Source organism: Glutamicibacter sp. 2E12 (assembly GCF_050030965.1).
GTDB lineage: Bacteria > Actinomycetota > Actinomycetes > Actinomycetales > Micrococcaceae > Glutamicibacter.
On record NZ_CP188297.1, the window covers coordinates 1,697,917 to 1,718,252 of the forward strand.

Genomic DNA, 20,336 nt, shown 5'->3' on the forward strand with positions numbered 1-20,336 from the left:
GCCGCGTCCAGCATTGCAACCAGACTCAAAGCCGTTGCTCCTGCGAAGTATGGGTGGTGTGGTGGTGCTAGTGACTGAAAAAATTTATCGCTCGAAATCCAAATCAGGTACTGGCTCTAGCTGGTTTCGGTTCCGGGCAGGCCCTCATCTTGGCCGAGCCCCAGTACTCGCCGCACTTCGGGGGTCAATTGCACCTCGCAGGCCGCAGCCTCCTGGGGACGTTGAGGACAACGATCGTTGACATGATCAAATTTCTCCACGTTGTCCACGCTCTCGGGAACCGTGATTGACCGCAGCCCGTGCGGAGATACCCACGTCTTGGAGCCATCCGGGCAAGCGAAGACCTTCCAGCCAAGCGCGTGCTTGTACATCTGATGCTGCTTGCACAAGAGATGAGTGTTCTGCCGGGTAGTGTGGCCGCCCTGTCCATACGCTTCGATGTGATCAATTTCCGAACGATCGGGCAGGCGGCGGCAACCAGGGAAACCGCAATGCTGGTCGCGGTAACGCAGCAAATCGCGCAACCCCTGGGAAGGCCGATATTTCTTGGGCTCCACATCAATTGCGGCTCCCGTCCACGGGTCGGTCAGAACGCGCTGGAACGACGGAGCATCCGCGGCGATTTCCAACGCTACGCCGATTGGGATCGGCCCGTAACCTTCCAAATCAGCGAGGGCGCGAGCGGGATTCGCGAGCATTTCAATGGCTGGGATCGTGATGGCAACCCGTGGCTTCAGCGGCATGCCTTCCATTCCGGGCCAGCCATGCAGATACACGTCCGCAAGCACATCGGCTTCAACCTGCGTTTGCGTGCGCAGATCCTTGGAATCAGTGATCTGGGCGGCTGCCTGCTTTATCGAGTTGCGAATCGAATGGATGACATCAGCGCGGTGATGCAGCTGCAAGGTAGCCATGCCATTCTCCTCATTCCACACCTTGAGATTACGGGCTGCGAATGCGTTCTTCTGCCGGTTCTCTGCCGAATTGGGATTCATCCGGTCGTGAAAGCGACGGGCCCGCTGGTAGACGGTCTCGTCGCAGGCTGTTCTTGCCAGAGGCAGCAAATTTTCCTCCATGCGGCCGACCTGCTCCGGGGAAAGGTCTTGCGAGTATTTGACGATGTCGTGGGCGGCCTTAACGGTAATCTCACCTGCAGCGAGCGCGGCAAGGGTGGCTTTGCAGGCGTGGCGCAAGCCCTTGGCATGGAACATCCGCTTGCTGGCTTTACGGACGGATTCGCGCAATGCGACAGCTGACTCAGCTACGAAATTGGAGTTGATGACCTGCTCGCTGCCACGGTCTATGCCATAGTATTCGGCACTCTTGCTGGCTTCGGCTTCCTCGTCTGGGGTGTGGGCATGCTCGGTGGCAATCAGGTCATTGAAGGACGCGCTGACCTGCTCGACTCCGTCTGCCAGTAAAACGCAGATAGCGGCTTCAGCGCTGCTCATCAGGCGTTGGAGTTTCTTCAGGCGTTCCAATGCGTCTCCGGGCCCATCCACGGGGCCCGCATTGAATAGTTCGTCGGCAACCTGCTTGATGGGTCCGAAGAACAACTGGTGCTCGCGATGGGCGTCGAGCGCTGACGCTCTGTGCGACTCCATGCGGGTGCCCGGCGGGCGCAGTGGAAGGCGATGTTCATCGTCGTGATCGTCTAGATATGCGGGAATAGTCATAGTTAACGTTCGCGCAGATTATCGACAGTATCTTCTGGTTCGAAACCAATTGTGGATAAGTTCTAGAAAGTTTATACGAATGCGATTAAGCGTGATTCCGGCGCGAAAATCGCTAGATCAGGGAAGGCAGTAATGGGTGCCGTGCTAGTTGCTAGTTGGATGCAGGGGGCGCGGCGGGCGGGTGAAGGCAGTTCGGATGCCAAAGGCTGCCATGGCTGCGAGTATGGCAAAGGCGAGGACGCTGGCCATGTACAGGGGTGCGGCTAGATCCGCGGCGGCATCGGCGTTCCAATCGGCAAAGGTGTCGCCCACCGAGTTCATATTGGCGAAGGAAGCGAAGAAATAAGCCGGTGCGCCTAAGGCAATGATCAGGCTCCAAGCTCCGATAGCCGCCCAGGCGGGCAGCTTGCGTCCGGCGGAAACTACCGGAACGAGCCAAGAAATGGCGAGGGCGGTTCCAGTGGCTGCGAAGACCCACCCTCCAAGCGAGTCGTAATTCTGGTCCATTGAGGCCATCTCGGAAATGGTTTCATCGAGGGAGAGTCCACTTGCTGCGGTCACGGCCCAATTGTTCATGAGCAGTGAGCCGTAAGCCGCGTAAGCCACGATCATGGCGAACCCGGAGATGGCTAGAAGTTTACGCATGTCAGTAGCCTAACAGTGCACTAGTCAACTCGGTGGGATAACCAATACGCGTATGAGTTGGGCGTCCATGCTACTTCCTTGCACGATCAAGCTGTCCTGAGGCCAGCTGCCTGTATTCCAGTGCAAGAATCCGTGAATCAGATGCCCTTAGTCGGTAAGGTGCATTATGTGCCGATCGGGAGCCCAAAGCGATCGCGCGAGCGATACCACCCAGCGCCGCAATGAGGCGCCAACCGTTAGAAGGAGACTAGGGATGATCTTCACCAAAAAAGGCGACGCCGCAGTTCTGGCCAAGCTCAGCACAGCTCCAGCACCCTATCGCGAGATTGCCGAACGGCTTCACGCCATAATCATGCAGAGCGCACCATCGCTGGAGCCGATCGTCCGCTGGGGACTTCCGTTCTACGTCCGGGATGGCAAAGACGTCTGCTACATCAAGCCTGACAAGGACTTCGTAGCTTTCGGTTTTGGAGAAGTCGTGAATCCTGCCTACGAGGAAGGCTCCCACATGCATCCAGTTGCATGGACTATCACCTCGCTGGATTCTGCAACGGAAGACAGGATCCGGGACCTGGTGAAGAAGGCCGCGGGCTGATCCCGAGCAAGCTAGCTGGCCGCAAGATGAACAGTGCGCCCGCTGCAGGCAGCCGCATTGCCTGGAGTCCGTCCTCAAGTGCGCCGAAGGTCCCGGCAGCGTCATTGCTGTCGGGACCTTCCGCTTCGCGTCGGTAGTACTGAGGGCAAAAGCCTAGGCGGCAAGCATCGAGGTGCCGTGCTCCTCTTCTGGCATCCATCCGGTCCAGGCCCAGTGGTTCTGGGGTTCGCTGGCATCGGCAGCTCGGTGCGCGATGGATTGGGGTTGGAACTTCCCGGCTGGATCGTTCAGTGTTGAAGCATTCATGCTGCGCTCCCATTGGATTGGCGGGTGTTCGCCCGTTCGTCGAGGTTCCGGGTACGGCAACGGCGGGGGTCCGGCCAATGCTGCCGGGACCCCCGCCGTGTTGAGGCGCGCTGGGGCTTACTTCACAGGGTCGAGCACGAAGTCGTAGGTGACCTGCTTGCCGTTGCCCGATGCTGCTGGGTGCACGTCGAGCATCAGTTCCGGCTTCACCGCGGTGGCGATGTCGTCGTCGTTGTGCGCATCGCCCGGGAAGTACAGCTGGGCGGTGAGCAACTCGTGGCCCTCGGCGGAGACCTTCAGGTGCAGGTGCGCTGGGCGCCACGCGTGCCAGCCGGCGGCGGCGATCAGCTGGCCGCAGGCGCCGTCGGTCGGGATCTGGTACGGGGCTGGCTGCATGGTGTTGATCTGGAAGTTGCCTTCCTCGTCAGCAATGAAGGTGCCGCGCAGGTTCCACTCGGGGATGCCAGGGGCGAACTGCGAGTAGAAGCCCTCTTCGTCTGCGTGCCACAGCTCGATCTTGGCGTTCTTCAGCGCCGAGCCGTCGGTGGAGCGGACCTGGCCCTGGAAGAGCAGGTTGGTGCCCTTCTCGTCCTCGCGCATCGAGATGGTGGCAGGGGTGTTCTGCGAAGGCGCTTCGGGCACGTAGTAAGGGCCTTCGATCGAGCCCTTGTTGCCTTCGCGGTGGTCGGTGGCGACCTCTTCCACCGAGTGCTCCAGCCACACGTCCAGGAACAATGGCCATTCGCCGTCGTCGCCAACCTTGATCAACCATGCCTTCAGGGCATTGAACTCGTCGTAGCTCACGCGCTCTTCGAGGATGATGTCGTTGGCGGCCTTGACGAGCTTGGAAGCAAGCATGTTCACGCGCTCGGTGGAGGTCGCGATGCTGCCGAGCTTGCCGGAGTTGCGGAAGCTGTCGGTGGCGGCGTTGCCGGACTTGGCTGCAGTTGCGTCTGCTGGAGTTTCAGTGGTCATGGTGACTCCCCTAAATTATGTGGTGTGGCGGATGCGGATCCATACTGTGACCCCCATCATCCCGGGTGATTGATATTCAATGTAGTGCAGCGTCTATGCCAAGTGAAATACTCATTTGTCGGCCATTGGAACGTTTTGAATATCAATGCTTGTGGGCTGGGACACGGAGGGAATCCGCCGGTCCGGAAAAGTCCTAGGCCAGCGAATTCGGATGCTTGGCCAGCGCGGTGACCTTGATCTTCATGTACGGGTACATCGGGAAGCCGCTGAGGATTTCGTGCAGTTCGTCGTTGGATTCGACGTTGTACAGCGAGTGGTTCGCGTACTCGCCGACCACGCGCCAGATGCCCTGCATCTTGCCGCTGCGCTGCAGGCTTGCGGAGTACTCCTTTTCCCGGGCCTGGAAGTCAGCGACTTGCTCATTGGTCAGGTGGTCCGGGAAAACAACGTCCATACGGGCGAGGAACAACATGGGGATCTCCTTTAGTTCGAGGTGGAAAGCACGTGGTCCTGGCGGTAGCGCGCCAGCTTGGATTCGTCGATGGCGGCGCCCACGCCGGGCACGGTGCGTACCGGAATGCGGCCGTTGACGATCTGCAGCGGCTCGGCGAGCAGGTCATCGGCCATGTCCAGGAAATTGGACAATTCGCCGGCGCGGCGGCTGGTGGCTTCGAAGGCCGCGCCGAAGGTCACCGTGGCCAGCGAACCGACCTGGGTGTCGATCTGGTTGCCCATGGTGACATCCACGCCCAGCCCGGTGCACAGGCCCAGGATTTCGGTGGCTTCGGTGAAGCCCGAGCGGGCGGTCTTGATGCAGATCGCGTTCGCGCCGCCGGAGAGCAGCTCGCGCGAGGCATCGCCCGCGGTGGGCGCGGACTCGTCGGCGACGATCGGGATCGGGGAGCGTTCGACCAGGCGGCGTCGGCTCATCGCTTCCTTGGCATCGCACGGCTCTTCGAGCATGGTCAGACCCAGGCCCTCGGTCTGGCGCAGCACCTCCATGGACTCGTTCGCGCTCCAGCCGCGGTTGGCGTCCAGGTAGAGCTCCACGTCCTCGCCCAGCCCTTCGCGCAGCACGCGGCAGGCCTCGATGTCCAGGGCGAGCGGGCGGCGGCCGACCTTGAGCTTGAAGGTGGTGATGCCGTACTGCTCGCCGAAGCGCAGGGCCTCGTCGAGCAGCTCCTGGGCGGGCTTGAAGCCGAGCATGTGGCTCACGCGCATCGAGTCGGTGAAGCCGCCGAGCAGCTTGTGCACCGGCGTGCCCAGCGCCTGGCCGATGGCGTCCCAGACGGCGATGTCGATCGCGCCCTTGGCCACCTGGTTGTGGATGGTCCTATCCAGCACCTGGCGGATCTTGGCGCGGTCCATGATCTCCAGGCCGATCAGCTGCGGGGCGAAGACATCCTGCACGATCGCGACGATGGACTTCTGCGTCTCGCCGTAGGTGTACGGGCGCGGCGGGGCGTCGGCGGTGCCGATCACGCCTTCGTCGGTGTGCACGCGGATGAGCACGTGCTCGGCGGTGTGCACCTCGCCGCTGGCAAAGCGCAGCGGGTGGTTGTAGGGGATGGCGTAGGGGATTGTTTCAATCCGCTGGATTCGCATCGGGGTCCAGCCTTTCTAGGGGGTTGAGCAATGTGCAAAGTTCCAGGAAGTTGCGCACCAGCGCAGACTCGTTGCCGGCCTTCCAGGCGATCGCCAGGTCGACGGCCGGTGCGTTGCGCAGCGGCCGGAAGGTGATCCGGGTGCTGTGCGGCAGGTAGTGCGTGGTGGGCAGCAACCCGATGCCCAGGCCCGCGGCGACGAAGGTGAGCAGGGTGGAAGTTTCGCTGGCCACCTGCGCGATCTGCGGGGCGAAGCCCACGCGGCGGCAGGAGTCCATGATGATGTTGTTCACCGCGGAGGATGGCGGGTAGCAGATGAACTTCTCGCCAGCCAGCTGTTCCAGGTCCAGCTCATCGTGGGCGGCGAGCGGGTGGCCCAGCGGCAGCGCCACGGCCAGGTGGTCGCGGTCCAGCAGCATGTAGTCCACCTCGGTGCCGCGCACCGGCGGGCGCAGGATAGCCAGGTCCAGGCGTCCCTCGACCAGTCCCTCGACCATCTGCGGGGTGAGCATTTCGCCCTGCACATTCAGCTGCAGGCCCGGCATCTGCTGGGAGCTGGCTTCGATGAGCTTGGGCATGATGCGCGAGGTGGCGCTGCCGGTGGAACCCAGTCGCAGCACGCCCAGCGCGCCTTGGCCCACGGTGCGCACATCGCGGGAGAGCTGGTCGAGCTCTGCGAGCAGGATGCGTCCGCGGCGCAGCAGCAGCTCGCCGGCGTTGGTCAGTTCCACCTTGCGCGTGGTGCGGATCAGCAGCTGGGTATCCAGGGTCTCTTCGAGCTGCTTGATCTGCTGGGAGAGCGGGGGCTGCGCGATATGCAGGCGCGCCGCTGCGCGGCCGAAATGGCGTTCTTCGGCGACGGCGACAAAGTAGCGAAGTAGTCTCGTGTCCATGGTGCTCCGATCGTCGGACCGCGCGTCGAATGCGCAGAAGACGCTTGCTGGCAACTCTAACGCGGCGATCCAAGAGGGTGAAATACTTATTCTGGGTCGATTGAGAGTCTACAAGTATGAATGGCTGGGTCGCGTTGTATTTGGCGGTTGATTCCCGGACCGGAATCATGTCGGGAAGCGCTGAATCGCCACGGGTCCCATGTCGCCAATTGGCAACCAGCTTCGCTCCTTCTGCTGCCGCTGCAGGGGGCGGTCCCGTCCTGGCGCTTGGCAGCAGGGGAGGTCGCGGTTAGGGTGTGAATGTGACGCTGGGCACATCTTTTGCGCCCACGCAGATACCGACGACGTGATCCATGAAGGGGTACACAGATGAAGGCCTATGCCCAGGGCGAGAGTGAACCGCAGCTGATCGAAGAGACCATCGGCGCGAACTTCGAGCGCACTGCAGCCCGCTTTGGCCCGGCAGAAGCCCTGGTGGAATCGGCCACCGGGCGGCGTTGGAGCTGGAGCGAGCTGGATGCGCAGATCAACGCCCTGGCCAAGGGCCTGCTGGCCGCCGGCCTGGAGGCGGGAGACCGGGTGGGCATCTGGGCGCCTAACTGCGCGGAATGGGTATTCGCGCAATACGCCACCGCGAAGATCGGCGTCATCCTGGTCAACGTCAATCCTGCCTACCGCACCCACGAATACGCCTACGCGGCCAACCACTCCGGGGTGCGCCTGCTGCTGGCGGTCTCCGAATTCAAGACCAGCAACTACCGTTCGATGGTGGAGGCGACCCGTGCCGACACCCCGAGCCTCGAACGCGTGGTCTACGTGGACACCGGGGACTTCGCGCAATTGCTGGCCGAGGGCGAGCAGGTCAGCGACGAGGAGCTGGCCGGGCATCTGGCGGCCACCAAGCCCGGGGACCCGATCAACATCCAGTACACCTCGGGCACCACCGGCTACCCCAAGGGCGCGGTGCTCAGCCACCGCAACATCCTGAATAACGGCTACCAGGTCACCGGCATGATCGACCTGGACGAGCACGACCGGCTGTGCATCCCGGTGCCGTTCTACCACTGCTTCGGCATGGTGATGGGCAACCTGGGCTGCACCTCCCGGGGCGCGACCATCGTCATCCCGGCCCCGGGCTTCGATGCCGAAACCACGCTGCGGGTAGTGGCGGAGGAGAAGTGCACGGGCCTGTACGGGGTGCCCACGATGTTCATCGCCATGCAGAACCTGCCCAATTTCAAGGACTTCGACCTCTCGTCGCTGCGCACCGGCATCATGGCCGGATCCATCTGCCCGGTCGAGGTGATGCGCCGCTGCATCGACGAGATGGGCATGGACGGGGTGTCCATTGCCTACGGCATGACCGAGACCTCGCCGGTCTCCTGCCAGACCCGCAGCGACGACGATATCGAGCGCCGCACCTCCACCATCGGCCGGGTGCACCCGCATGTGGAAATCAAGGTGGTGGACCCGGTGAGCGGCGAAACCCTGCAGCGCGGGGAAACCGGCGAATACTGCACCCGCGGCTACTCGGTGATGCTCGGCTACTGGAACGACGAAGACAAGACCCGGGCGGCCATCGACGACGAGGGTTGGATGCACACCGGCGACTTGGCGGTGATGCGCGAGGACGGGTACTGCACCATCGTGGGCCGCATCAAGGACATGGTGATCCGCGGCGGGGAGAACATCTACCCGGCGGAAATCGAGGAATTCCTCTACAAGCATCCGGATATCGAGGACGTGCAGGTGATCGGGGTGCCCGATGAGAAGTACGGCGAGGCGATCTGCGCCTGCATCCGCATGAGGGACGGCCGCGAACCCCTGGACGTCGCGGCCATCGGCGAATACTGCACCGGGCATCTGGCGCATTACAAGATCCCCGCCTACGTGCAGATCCTGCAGGATTTCCCGACCACCGTCACCGGGAAGATCCGCAAGAACCAGCTGCGCGAGGATGCGGCGAAAGTGCTCGAACTGTAGCCAAATGCCACCAGGCAGGGGCGCAAGGCACAGCGTTGCTTTGGGTGGAGGTGACCTTGGACATAAATACTGCGTCGATGATTTTTCCGACTGCTAGTTTTCCAAGTAGCTTGCCTTGGGCAAGCCCGGCATGATTCGCTGATCCAGATCAGGTCCAGGCCAGGGGTTGCCAAGGAATCCGAACGTGAATGGGGCGCGTACTTGCAGAAACATTTCAGCCGCTTAGTGGGCATCGCTGTCATTTTGATCGTCGTTCTCGCGGCCTCGCTCTTGGCCTGGGCGTTGAGCATGAGCGGGAAGCCTGCGCTGATGTGGAACCCGATCGAGGTCCATATCGGAAAACTCTGGACTACTTTCTACAGCACCGAGCTGCCGGATCTGTCCATCCTCGCTTTCGCCGTCGCCGCAGCAGTCTTCCTGGTGCTGCTGGTGGTCCTGGGCGAACGCTTTGTCACCTGGCGCTATCGCCGGACGCCGATCCAGAAATCGAGCCGGCCGCTGGCGCCCAAAGCGGTGATGGCCCGGACGCGGGGCATCTACGCCGGGCCGGTGACCGTGACCGTGCTGATCCCGGCGCACAATGAAGAAGCCTCCCTGCCGTACACCCTGAAAGCACTGGAGGAGCAGAGCTTTGCCCCCTCGAGCATCATCGTGGTTGCCGACAACTGCACCGACCGGACCGTGCAAGTTGCCCGCGAGCACGGGGTCGAGGTGTTCGAATCGGTGGAGAACAAGCACAAGAAGGGCGGCGCGCTGAACCAGGCGCTGCACTCCATCCTGCCCGGGATGGGCGATAACGACTGCGTCATGGTGATGGATGCCGACAGCCAGATCGGCGCGGACTTCCTGGCAACCGCCCGGGACCGCTTCACCTGGGACCGCGCGCTGATGTCCGTGGGCGGGCTGTTCCACGGAGAAGAGGGCCATGGGCTGATCGGCCAGTTCCAGCGCAATGAGTACACCCGCTACCAACGCGAAATCGGCCGTCGCGACGGCCGGGTCTTCGTGCTGACCGGAACGGCCTCGGTATTCCGCGCGACGGCCCTGCGCGAAGTGGCTGCGGCACGCGGGAGCATGCTGCCGGGCACCTGCGGCGAGGTCTACGACACGGAGGCTCTGACCGAAGACAACGAACTGACCATCGCGCTGAAAACCCTCGGCGCGCTGACCACATCGCCGCAGGACTGCACGGTGGTCACCGAGCTGATGCCCAACTGGAAGATGCTGTGGGCGCAGCGGCTGCGCTGGCAGCGCGGCGCCTTGGAGAACCTGGGCGCGTACGGAGTCACCCCGCAGACCACGCGGTACTGGGCCCAGCAGATCGGCATCGGCTACGGCGTGATCGCGCTGTTCAGCTATTTCGCGCTGATGATCATCATGCTGGTCTCCATGGACAACTGGGTGTGGTTCCCCTTCTGGATGCTGCTTGGAGCGCTCTTCGCTGTCGAGCGCGTGGTCACGGTCTGGCACGGCGGCTGGAAAGCCAGGATTATCGCCGCGCTGGTGATTCCGGAATTGGTCTATGACGCCTTCCTGGACCTTGCGTTCCTCAAGGGCGTAGGGGATATCGCGTTTGCCCGGAGCGCGGATTGGAAGCACGTCGACCACGCGGGCGCCGCACGTAAGGAAAGCACCTCATGATGAATCACCTCGTCCAGATTCCACATGGAATCATTCTTCCCGAGAGCGTTCTGCTCAGTGATTGGTTCGCGGTGCTCGCTTCGTTCGTCGCGATCAACACCGTGCTCTATCTGGTCCTGGGACTGGCCAAGCTGCTGCCGGTGATCCGGATCCGCAGCTCGCGGGGACGGGAACGGCGCTCAGAAACCCGGAATATCGATCCCGAGGCGTCCGTGTAGCTCATGCATCGCAGCTGGCAACCCCGCAAGCTCTATGCCCGGGCTGAAATAGAAGCCCTGCGCATAGTCGAAGTCCAGCTTCCGGGCCAGATCCAGATGTTCACCGGTTTCGATCCCCTCGACCAGAGTTCTGGCACCGATCTCGCGGGCAGCGGCCAGCAGGATGCCAACGTGTTCGCGAGCCTGCGTCGATGCCAGGTAGCGGATGAAAAGCGAACGGTCCAGCTTCACAATGTGCGGCTTCAGCCGGAGGATGCGCCCCCGCGTTGCATAGCCGATGCCGGCATCGTCAACCAGCAGCAGGCAGCCGAGCTCATCTGCATGGATGCGGGCGGCATCGCAAACTTCCGGCGCGGACTGCTCGTGCAGTTCCAGGCCCCAGAGCAGCCGGGGATCGAGTGCCGGCTCTGAGTGCGCGAACGCCCTGATCGCTGGACCCGAAGCATTCATGGTGAGCAGCAGCCCGTCGGGCAGGCCTTGGCTGGATTCGACAATGCGCTCCAGAGCGCGAAGCTCAAGTTCTACCAGGTTGCCTTCGGTCCGGGCCGCGGAGAAATGCTCGTCAGGGCTGCGCCCGTCGCTGAAGCGCGCCAGTGCCTCGAAACCCAGCAGCGTTGTGGAACGCAGGTTGATCAATGGCTGGAATACGAACTTCATGGACTACCTAACCTGGCGGTATGGGCTGGCAACTTGATTGCTGATTAGGCTGTTGCTACGAATGAGATCTTACCGCGCCACTGGCCGGGATCACGCGGTTAAGATGAATTAAAGAGAAAGCGGGTGATGGCATGCCGAGGACAATGGATCGGCGGTCAAACGACGACGGAATTTGGTGGAGCCGGTTCCTGCCAGCCAGGCTCCGCCGCATCAAGCGATTGGAAGTGGCTGTCACAGGGATGGTGGCAGTTTTCCTGCTGCTTTTCTATGTGGTCAACCTGGGCAATGATTTCAGCTCTCCGCTCTTCCAGAAGCTGGCGGTAGCCAGGGTTGCCGGGGCGCTGGGGCTGGTGATCGCCGTGTGGTGGATGCTGGATCGTTTTCCGTTGTGGATCGCCTATCTCGGGGCCCTGGCCGAACTGTCGGCCTTCGTGGTCTTCGTGGGTTTTTCGCTCAACCATGAGCAGATCGTCTTCAGGCTCCAGGAATTTCCGCTCATCGCACTGTACATGTCGTGGCTCTTTCCCCCGGCCGTCACCCGGTGGACCATCTACCCGATCATGGCTTTCACGATTCCCTACTCGGTGTTCTTCGGCCCTGCTGTGGGCACCGAGCACCAAAGCGGGCTGTTGAACGTGCTGAGCTTGGTCTTCTTCACCGTCGCCGGGATGTTCGTCGGCCTCTACGTCAAGCGCCGGTTCCGCCAGCAAACCCAGATCGACGCATTGACCGGGGCCTTGAACCGCGTCGGGCTGGCCGTGCGCGGCGATGCCGCCTTGCTCTCCTCCCGGAAATACCGCAGGCCCCTGGCTGTGGCGCTGCTGGACCTGGACGGATTCAAGGAGATCAACGACCAAGGCGGCCACGAAGCCGGGGATCTTGCCTTGAAGCAACTGGTGCGGCATCTGCGCAGTGCCACGCGGGCCGGGGACCTGGTCAGCCGCTTGGGCGGCGATGAATTCGTGCTGGTTTTCCCTAATACGACCCGTGGCCAGGCTCAGGTGCTGATGGAGCGCATCGAGCTTACATCGCCGCTGGCGTGGAGCTTCGGAACGGCAGAAGCCCGCACGGATGACAACTTGAGCACGATGATTCTCCGTGCCGACCGGGACATGTACTCCTCCAAGCGCCTGCGGACGGCCGAACGCGGAAAGAGCGCGGAGGGAAGCTGAGCTCCGTGCCCTAGTTCAGCTTCCCGCCCAGGCGGTCCTGCATCGTCTGGCTGGCCTCGTTCAGGCCGCGGATTTCCACGGTTTTCCCGTAGTTCTGGTACTTGGTGCGGATCGAATCCAGGGCGGCGATGGTCGAGGCGTCCCACAGGTGCGAATCGGACATGTCGATGATGACCTTCTCGGGGTCCTGCGCGTAGTCGAACTGGGTGTACAGGTCGTTCGAGGAGGCGAAGAACAGTTCGCCGTTGACCTTGTACACGGCGGCATCCGGGGTTGCGCTGCGATCCACGGTGACCATATGCGCCACGCGATTGGCGAAAAGCACCATCGCCGAGAGGATGCCCGCCCCCACGCCGATGGCCAGGTTGCTGGTGATCACGGTGAGCGCCACGGTGATGGCCATGACGAAGGTTTCGCTCTTGGGCATCATCTTCAGCGTGCTCGGTCGGATGGAGTGCCAGTCGAAGGTGGTCGCCGAAACCACGATCATCACCGCCACCAGGGCCGCCATCGGAATCTGCGCGACAATGTCGCCGAGCAGCACCGCCAGCAGCAGCATGAAGATGCCGGCGAAGGCGGTGGAGATGCGGGTGCGCCCGCCGGAGACCTTCACGCCCACCATGGTCTGGCCGATCATCGCGCAGCCGCAGATGCCGCCGAAGAAGCCGGTGACGATATTCGCGGTGCCCTGTGCCCAGGACTCGCGGGTCTTGCTCGACGGGGTGTCGGTGATGTCATCGACCAGCTTGGCGGTCAGCAGCGATTCGAGCAGCCCCACGAAGGCCACCGCGATCGCGTAGGGCGCGATGATCTGCAGGGTCTCCATGTCCAGCGGCACCCCGGGCAGGTGGAAGATCGGCAGAGAATCAGGCAGTTCGCCCTTGTCGCCCACGGTCGGAACGGCGACCTTGGCAAAGATGGTGATCGCGGTGAGCACCACGATGGCGATCAGCGGAGCCGGAACCGCCTTGGTGATCTTCGGGAAGAAGCAGACGATGGCCACGCCCAGGATCACCAGCGGGTAGACCATCCACGGGACATTGCGCAGCTCGGGCATCTGCGCCCAGAAAATCGAGATGGCCAGGCCGTTGACGAAGCCGATCATCACCTGGCGCGGGATGAAGCGCAGCAGCTTGGCCACGCCCAGCAGCGCCAGCGATACCTGGATGATGCCGGCCAGGACCACCGTGGCGAAGAGGTATTCCACCCCGTGGGTACGAACCAGCGGGGCGACCACCAGAGCCACCGCGCCGGCAGCTGCCGAAATCATCGCCGGGCGCCCGCCAGTGATCGCGATGACCACCGACATCGTGAAGGACGCGAAGATGCCCACGCGCGGGTCGACTCCGGCGATCACGGTGAAGGCGATGACCTCGGGGATCAGTGCCAGGGAGACTACCAGGCCGGCGAGCAGCTCTGTCTTGAGCAATCGCGGGGACTTCAGGGTGCGTAGCACCGACTGTCGTTGCAGGGGCGTCAGTTCAGCGGTCGCGGTACTCACCGGGGCTCCGTTTCGTCAGATGTCCCAGGGAAGGGAAATTGGGAACCCGTCTACGTTATCGCACCTATGCCCGATTGGGCTCAGGGCTGCAGATCGGACGCAGGCGCTGACCGTCATTCGGGAGGTACGCGCTCGCCGGTTGGGAGAATGAACAGATTGCTCAACAGTCAGAGCCCAGGCCTGGTACTCTCCACGAGGTCTTTACTGAGAAAGCACCGTTTCCTGCCAAATTACGCTGCGGAGCCAATCAATCCACGGTGGGTTGTGGTTACGACTACTGAATGTTCCTATCGACGAGATTTCCATTCCGCTGTCGAAGTTTCGTGGTGACGAGCGGTGCATGCTCGAATCCACATGGAGGAAGGTCGGTACTTTGTTCGCACGGATTTCATCAGTGCTGCGCGGTCCTGCGAATCGTTACTTTGGTGCCGGTGAGGGGTGAATATCAAAACTGCCGTCACAACCCTGCTGTGGGTCTGAGTCGGAGAAATTGAAGCGCACGGTAGGCACAGCCGACTTATTTAACTGCTGAACCAGATCGTATGGCCTCCATCGGCATGCCACATGACCGGAGACCAAATGCAGTGTCTGAATCACAATATTGAATTGTAGGCTCGATGGCTCGTCTGCTGGTCTGACAGCCGGTTGCATACGGGTCAACCTGTCTCCTTTGGTGCGGCCATCATCACGCTGAGAAGCCACGCCTGGTTTGCCCCCTTTTCACGTTTGGCAACTTCACATACTGGCGTAAGGAACTGTAAGGAACTGGATGCTTATCACAAAAGCTCGCCGACACCGCGAAGGTTTATTTCACCGAGGCTGACTCTGTGCAGATATTGACCCGGTGCTTCTTGCTCAGCGGTGTCCCGACTGCAATATAGGCCTGTAGGCTGTGGGGACTCCATGATTCCGAAGATTGGATTCCCATCGCCATCCTCGTCGTACGGCAATAAAGTAGTATGCGTGAGATACAGAATGCCGCCCCCTGTCAGTTCCATGCCTTCAGTATTCTGGACCTTCCGAGCTTCCCAGCTGACTTGAGTTTCTGGGTACTTTTCCTGAATCTCATAGCATTCACGCTCACTGGCCACGATCGCAATTATTGGCTCTATGTGTTCTAGATCTGGAAACGGGCTGGGTTGTTTACCGTAGACAACGAAAACCATCAGTTCCTCTGAATATTTCGATCTAAGACGATTCTTGATTTTTGTCAGGATATTGCTTAGAGGCGGCATCGAACCCCCTTCTGCACAGGAGCATAAGCATCAGCATAGTAAGTCTTGCCATTGTAGACAATTGTTCCGAGGGTGCGACCTGACCAAGTGGTCGTTTTTGCAGATTTACATGTCAGCGCGTGATTTGTCTGCTGGAAGACAGTCGGGTAGTAGGTGCCATTATGTTTACCAGCTTTTATCTTTTGGGCTGGCTGGCCAATCGCGCGACCTCCCTTGACCCACCACGCAAGCCGCTTAAAACGTGCCGGGGGAAGAATGGTGGATCGCAGTGACTTTCTTGGTGCAATAGGTAGTGGATTTGAAGCCACCCGTCTCGTACTTCCCGGATTTTCTGGTGTGAAAACCTTCGGCCACGATCTTGCAAGGCCCATAGTTAACCTTTGCCATGGTCCCCACGTTGAATCCCGCTTGACGCAGTTCATCCATCATGTTCATTTTGGCTACTGCTTCGGCAGGTGATGCCGCTTCAATGTAGTTGGATTCTGCAGAGGTCTTTTCGGAGAAAAAATCTTTCGTTGAAAGGGCGTATTCCGAGGACTGCTGCAACGTGTAGGTTTCGCCAACCGGAGTTTCAACAGCTTGCGCCGTCCCCGGCGATACAGTCACCAAAGACAATGCAAGGGGTAATGCGACAAAGGAAAATTTCATCATTATGGCCTAAGTCGAATATTAAACATTTAGATATGAATGGGACGTTTTTATTATCGATAGTAGTGTAACCGATTTTCGAGAATCTACCATTGGTCCAAGTCCGCACATGGAATTTAGGTTCCACGGCCGCGGGGTGCGGTTATTAGGAACTTTGGCCATTCTGATACCCCTGGTAGCCCTGATCGCAGCTCTCCTTCCATGCCGTAATCATGATGCCCAAATTCTCCTTCGCACGGTCGATGCCGTTGGTTACGAGATCTTGGGCCGCGCCTTCGTATTTCTCGATGGTTAGACATAAGGTTCTGCTTACAAGGAGCCCATAACCGTCAGCCGGAGCTGCGATTTAGGAGTCAAGCGAAATTAATAGTCACAATTCAGTCACTCCGGATGTTTTTAAGCCCGACGTTAATGCATATAGGACAGGCTCGACTTAGCCCCTCAGCCGACCGATTCACATCGGGGTCACTAAATCAGGTCGCAGATGGCACCTAGATCGTAAGACTTGTGGACGGACCAGGCTGTTGCCGAGGACCGCGGATAAAAGTATTGAGAAATTCAGGACATGATAGCCCCGGGGGGCGAATCGGGGTTAGATTCACGAACGACTTTCAATGCCAAAATGTATACCCTTTTCGATATGTCCATCCATGAAAGCGTGTGTGAGCGGAGCCAAAAGTTGCAGGTGAGCGAGCTGCGATCGACCGGAACAAGTGTTTGCCGAACGTGGGGTATCGTCATGGTAAGTAGTGCATCCGAGGTGGAACAAGGGCAAGGCGCTATTGAGGCCAGAGGGCGGGTCGTTGATCCAATCTGTTCAATAAAGGGCGAGTAGCTCTGTAGGGCAACTCACTTAAAGTGGGCACCCAACTACCCGACTATCCGCCGGCCGGTTAAAATCGTAACCCCGGCGAATTGCTTTGCCGGGGTTACTCGATCATCACTCGCACCTTCATGAGGTATTTACCACTGTAGGGTGCAAAGCTATGCCGGCGCTGAGCGCCAACTGCAGGTTTGGGGAATTGCTTCAACTCCATGAGGGCTGGCCGCAGGGCCGGCGGACTGCTGGACACGAGCAAAAAGGTTTTGGATACAGAAACTGGCACTGTCGCAAGACCGACAGTGCCAGTTTCTACGTCATCACTCGCACCTTCATGAGGTACTTAATACTCTAGGTTGGCATTCTGTGGATGCGGTAAGCATGCACTGCGCGTAGGCCATGGATCCCTGGAGGTGAACTAGATCTTCTCCGGGGCGGGCTTGGCCAGTGCCGGGATGCACAGGGCGATCAACCCCGCCAGCAAGGAGATTCCCGCACCGAGCCACAGGGTCATGTGGAACCCGGCTTCGGAGGGCAGCACCGTGCCGTGGAAGTCGGTGGTCATCTGGGCCAAAACCAGGCCAATCACTGCCGCACCCGAGGTGGTACCCAGCGAACGCATCAGGGTGTTGAAGCCGTTGGCGGCACCGGTTTCGCTGCGTGGCACTGCGCCCATGATGATGGCTGGCATTGCGCCGTAGGCCAGGGCCACGCCAGAGTTGATGACCAGGCTGGTGATCAGCAGGCCCCAGAGGCTGCCCATGCCAATCTGGCCCACCGCGTAGCCAGCGGACATGATGAAAATACCCAGCACCAGGGTGAACTTTGGGCCCTTGGCGCTGGTCAGTCGACCGCCCACAGGGGAGAGGAAGAGCATCATCAGGCCGGCTGGAGCCATCCAGAGGCCGGCGGCCAGTACGCCCTGCCCCAGTCCGTAGCCTGCCTCGGTAGGCATCTGCAGGATCTGCGGCATCACCAGCGAGCTGGAATACATGCCGAAGCCCACGAAGATCGAGGCGATATTGGTCAACAGCACCCGGGGTATTGCGGCGGTGCGCAGGTCCACCAGCGGTGCACTGGTGCGTAGTTCCCATACTCCCCACAGCAGGAAGACGATGACCGCGCCGATCAGCAGGCTCAGTACCAGCGGGGAAGCCCAGCCCCAGGTGGAGCCCTTGGAAACGCCGAGCATCAGGGCGATCAAGCCGATGGCCAGGCCGATGGCACCAAGCCAATCGAAGCGGGTTTTCGCGCCGATGGTTGGAATTGCCGGAATGAACTTCAAGATCAGTGCGGTCACCACAACGGTAATCGCCGAACCGAAGAAGAACAGCACGCGCCAGGAAGAGAACTCGATCAGCGCTGCGGAGAGCGGCAGGCCGATCGCACCGCCCACACCAAGGGTGGCGGAAACCGTGGCGATGGCTGCCGGCAGATGCGCCTTATCCACGAGGTCGCGCAACATTGCGATACCCAGAGGGATCATGCCTGAACCAAAGCCTTGCAAGGCCCGGCCGATGATCATGACGGTGACATTTGGTGCCAGGGCACAGATGATTCCACCGAGGATCAGCGGGATGGCCAGGATCAGGATCATTCGGCGTTTGCCGAACATATCACCGAGACGACCGGAAATCGGCATCACTACGGCAGCTGCCAGCAGGGTCGCGGTGATGATCCATGCGGTGTTATCCGGTGAGGTGCTGAAGATTCCAGGCAGCTGGGGGATCAGTGGGGCAACCATCGTCTGGGTGAGCGATGAGGCGATGCCTGCCGTGGCGAGGATGCCGACGGCGAGTCCGGATTTCGGATGTCCGGTGGGGGTGGGGTTGGGCACAAGAGCCTTCCGGGATAAATGTGTAAGCTACATACTATATGTATTTTACACATTGGAGAAGTTCGGAATGAAGCGCCATCTGGAACAGATCGAATACGAGCAGCTCATGCTCAGCCGCTACACCATCGCGCAGCAGCGCCAGTTCGGTGGTGTCGATCGCAGCGTGTACCTGCTGATGAGTCGCATTCAGGCCCAGGGTCCGCTGAGTATCGCGGAACTAAGCCACGGGCTGAGGCTGGACAACTCCACCCTGCAACGCCAGGTAACCCATGGAATCGACGATGGCTACCTAGAACGCATCGCAGATCCCGATGGCCATATTGCGCGTAAGATCACGCTGACCGACCTGGGGTTGGCGAAGCTGGAGCATGCCCGCGAAGTAACCCTCCATGCCCTGGATCGAATCCTGAATGAGTGGGAGGCTGAGGATGTTGAGCAGTTCGCCGGCTACCTGCAGCGCTTCAACGCTTCCATCGAGGAGTACCGCGACTCCCAGCGGGACTAATCACGAACTTGGTTAAGAAAGATTCCCGCCGGGCAATATCCGACGGGAATCCTTACGATCATCACTCGCACCTTCAAGAGGTGTTTTAAACTCTAATGCCGCTTTCTGTGCCATTCCTTTGGCAGAGCTAGCTATTAGCGATGCACTTGAAAAGCATCTGCGAGCCAGACAAATGCACATAAGCAGGCCCCGAACTTCGCTCGAACTACAGTCAAAAGACCATAGGTGCAGGTCTCAAGAGTGCCTAGGCTGATGGGTATGACTTCAACCCAGCATTCGATGCCCTGCAAGGTGGCCATTGTGCCCGACTCCTTCAAGGGAAGTGCCCGCGCCAGCGGGGTAGCCGCGGCCTTGGCACGAGGCTTCAGCAAGGGTGCGGCTAGCCGGTCGCGGGCGGTCGAGATTACCGCGGTGCCCTTCGCCGACGGCGGCGAGGGAACCCTTGAAGCGTTGATCGACACCTGGGGGACCGAGGCGATCGCACTGGAGACCACCGACGCCTTGGGGCGCCCGGTCACCTCCCGGCTGGGGCTTTCGGCCGACGGGAAAATCGCGGTGGTGGAAGCGGCCGAAGCAGCCGGGTTGCCGCAGGTGAGCGACGTGCCACGGCAACCACTGGATGCCACTACCTATGGGTTGGGCACACTGGTATCTCACGCGCTGGACCTAGGGGTCGCCCGGATCATCCTGTGCCTAGGCGGTTCAGCAACCACCGATGGCGGAACGGGTTTGCTCAGCGCACTGGGCGCAAAATTCTTGGACGCCAACGGGGAGCAGCTTCCCGCAGGGGGCGGGGCACTGAACCAGCTGTCGCGGATCGACGTTTCGCAGCTGGATGCCCGGGCCGGGCAGGTTAACTGGCAAATCGCCTGCGATGTCACCAACCCGCTACTGGGCGCCAAGGGTGCGGCTGCGATCTTCGGTCCGCAAAAGGGCGCCAGTGAAAATGATGTCCAGATTCTGGATAAGGGGTTGGCGCAACTGGCCGATGTTTTGGAAGCCAATACCGGCCGGGCACTGCGTGAGCAGCCGGGCATGGGGGCTGCCGGCGGGATTGCGGTGAGCCTAGGGTCCTACTTCGAGGTGGAGCTGGTGCCGGGCTGGGATTTGGTGGCCAAGGTACTTGGTGCCCATGAAATTCTGGCCGACGCTGACCTGGTGATCACCGGTGAAGGCCGGCTGGATGCGCAATCCTTGGACGGCAAGGTAGTTTCCGGGGTGTTGCAGGCTGCCGGTGAACAGGCCGAGGTGATCGTGGTGGCCGGTTCGGTGCAGCTGTCCGATGAGCAGCTGGAGGCCTCGGGAATCCTGGCCGCGTACTCGATTGCGCCAGGTCCGGCCACGCTGGCAGAACTTTCAGCAGACACCATGGAGCTAGCCGAGCGCACAGCTTTCAGCGTGGCCCGAACCTTCCTGCGCTAGGCG

19 protein-coding genes are annotated in these 20,336 nt (G+C 60.7%); 7 read left to right on the plus strand and 12 right to left on the minus strand.

The window, feature by feature from the left end; genetic code table 11:
- Window positions 1-116 precede the first annotated feature (116 nt).
- Window positions 117-1,676: an HNH endonuclease signature motif containing protein gene (locus tag ACP3TE_RS07950; RefSeq protein WP_133833879.1), complete on the minus strand. Its 1,560-nt coding sequence runs from the start codon at window positions 1,674-1,676 to the stop codon at window positions 117-119.
- 144 nt (window positions 1,677-1,820) lie between these two features.
- On the minus strand, window positions 1,821-2,321 hold the full coding sequence (locus ACP3TE_RS07955; protein WP_105656484.1) for a hypothetical protein: 501 nt from the start codon (window positions 2,319-2,321) through the stop codon (window positions 1,821-1,823).
- A 253-nt stretch (window positions 2,322-2,574) separates the two neighbouring features.
- Here ACP3TE_RS07955 and ACP3TE_RS07960 point away from each other — a divergent pair, with 253 nt between their 5' ends.
- Entirely contained in the window at window positions 2,575-2,916 is a 342-nt protein-coding gene (locus ACP3TE_RS07960; protein WP_286134659.1) for a DUF1801 domain-containing protein, read from the plus strand.
- Between the two features lie 153 nt (window positions 2,917-3,069).
- Here ACP3TE_RS07960 and ACP3TE_RS07965 read toward each other — a convergent pair whose 3' ends face one another.
- The 5 genes from ACP3TE_RS07965 to ACP3TE_RS07985 form a co-directional block, all read right to left on the minus strand.
- Window positions 3,070-3,222 carry a hypothetical protein gene (locus ACP3TE_RS07965; protein ID WP_332486434.1) on the minus strand — a complete coding sequence of 51 codons (153 nt, stop codon included), beginning with the start codon at window positions 3,220-3,222 and terminating at the stop codon, window positions 3,070-3,072.
- Between the two features lie 117 nt (window positions 3,223-3,339).
- On the minus strand, window positions 3,340-4,197 hold the full coding sequence (catA, locus tag ACP3TE_RS07970; protein WP_105656483.1) for a catechol 1,2-dioxygenase: 858 nt from the start codon (window positions 4,195-4,197) through the stop codon (window positions 3,340-3,342).
- A 193-nt stretch (window positions 4,198-4,390) separates the two neighbouring features.
- The gene (gene catC / locus ACP3TE_RS07975) at window positions 4,391-4,669 is read right to left on the minus strand and encodes a muconolactone Delta-isomerase (RefSeq protein WP_105656482.1); all 279 of its coding nucleotides are present in this window, start codon (window positions 4,667-4,669) and stop codon (window positions 4,391-4,393) included.
- Window positions 4,670-4,680: 11 nt separating this feature from the next.
- Window positions 4,681-5,802, minus strand: a complete 1,122-nt coding sequence (locus tag ACP3TE_RS07980) for an enolase C-terminal domain-like protein (RefSeq protein ID WP_332594566.1) — start codon at window positions 5,800-5,802, stop codon at window positions 4,681-4,683.
- Window positions 5,783-6,694 carry a LysR substrate-binding domain-containing protein gene (locus tag ACP3TE_RS07985; protein WP_105662373.1) on the minus strand — a complete coding sequence of 304 codons (912 nt, stop codon included), beginning with the start codon at window positions 6,692-6,694 and terminating at the stop codon, window positions 5,783-5,785. The genes ACP3TE_RS07980 and ACP3TE_RS07985 overlap by 20 nt, the downstream gene beginning before the upstream one ends.
- 369 nt (window positions 6,695-7,063) lie before the next feature.
- On the opposite strand from ACP3TE_RS07985, the gene ACP3TE_RS07990 reads away from it, so the two are divergent.
- The 3 genes from ACP3TE_RS07990 to ACP3TE_RS08000 all read left to right on the plus strand — a co-directional run bounded on the left by ACP3TE_RS07990 (window position 7,064) and on the right by ACP3TE_RS08000 (window position 10,536).
- Complete coding sequence (locus tag ACP3TE_RS07990; protein WP_426735953.1) at window positions 7,064-8,677, plus strand: AMP-binding protein; 1,614 nt, start codon at window positions 7,064-7,066, stop codon at window positions 8,675-8,677.
- A 201-nt stretch (window positions 8,678-8,878) separates the two neighbouring features.
- On the plus strand, window positions 8,879-10,318 hold the full coding sequence (locus ACP3TE_RS07995) for a glycosyltransferase family 2 protein (protein ID WP_286134078.1): 1,440 nt from the start codon (window positions 8,879-8,881) through the stop codon (window positions 10,316-10,318).
- Window positions 10,315-10,536, plus strand: a complete 222-nt coding sequence (locus tag ACP3TE_RS08000; protein WP_286134077.1) for a hypothetical protein — start codon at window positions 10,315-10,317, stop codon at window positions 10,534-10,536. The genes ACP3TE_RS07995 and ACP3TE_RS08000 overlap by 4 nt, the downstream gene beginning before the upstream one ends.
- Here ACP3TE_RS08000 and ACP3TE_RS08005 read toward each other — a convergent pair.
- Window positions 10,498-11,193 carry an EAL domain-containing protein gene (locus ACP3TE_RS08005; protein ID WP_402741424.1) on the minus strand — a complete coding sequence of 232 codons (696 nt, stop codon included), beginning with the start codon at window positions 11,191-11,193 and terminating at the stop codon, window positions 10,498-10,500. The two genes, ACP3TE_RS08000 and ACP3TE_RS08005, sit on opposite strands and share 39 nt — an antisense overlap.
- Before the next feature lie 224 nt (window positions 11,194-11,417).
- Between ACP3TE_RS08005 and ACP3TE_RS08010 the strand changes: the two genes are divergently transcribed.
- On the plus strand, window positions 11,418-12,365 hold the full coding sequence (locus ACP3TE_RS08010) for a GGDEF domain-containing protein (RefSeq protein ID WP_166650757.1): 948 nt from the start codon (window positions 11,418-11,420) through the stop codon (window positions 12,363-12,365).
- 10 nt (window positions 12,366-12,375) lie between these two features.
- On the opposite strand, the gene ACP3TE_RS08015 is transcribed toward ACP3TE_RS08010, so the two are convergent.
- The 4 genes from ACP3TE_RS08015 to ACP3TE_RS08030 form a co-directional block, all read right to left on the minus strand.
- Entirely contained in the window at window positions 12,376-13,866 is a 1,491-nt protein-coding gene (locus ACP3TE_RS08015) for a SulP family inorganic anion transporter (protein WP_426735956.1), read from the minus strand.
- Between the two features lie 776 nt (window positions 13,867-14,642).
- Window positions 14,643-15,101: a hypothetical protein gene (locus ACP3TE_RS08020; RefSeq protein WP_133833883.1), complete on the minus strand. Its 459-nt coding sequence runs from the start codon at window positions 15,099-15,101 to the stop codon at window positions 14,643-14,645.
- Between the two features lie 234 nt (window positions 15,102-15,335).
- On the minus strand, window positions 15,336-15,752 hold the full coding sequence (locus tag ACP3TE_RS08025; protein WP_426735958.1) for a hypothetical protein: 417 nt from the start codon (window positions 15,750-15,752) through the stop codon (window positions 15,336-15,338).
- Window positions 15,753-16,987: 1,235 nt separating this feature from the next.
- Window positions 16,988-18,406, minus strand: coding sequence for an MFS transporter (locus tag ACP3TE_RS08030; RefSeq protein ID WP_426735959.1), 1,419 nt, complete (start codon window positions 18,404-18,406; stop codon window positions 16,988-16,990).
- Between the two features lie 67 nt (window positions 18,407-18,473).
- Between ACP3TE_RS08030 and ACP3TE_RS08035 the strand changes: the two genes are divergently transcribed.
- Entirely contained in the window at window positions 18,474-18,911 is a 438-nt protein-coding gene (locus ACP3TE_RS08035) for a MarR family winged helix-turn-helix transcriptional regulator (RefSeq protein WP_105656474.1), read from the plus strand.
- Window positions 18,912-19,169: 258 nt separating this feature from the next.
- Window positions 19,170-20,333: a glycerate kinase gene (locus tag ACP3TE_RS08040; RefSeq protein WP_400341741.1), complete on the plus strand. Its 1,164-nt coding sequence runs from the start codon at window positions 19,170-19,172 to the stop codon at window positions 20,331-20,333.
- Window positions 20,334-20,336 lie beyond the last annotated feature (3 nt).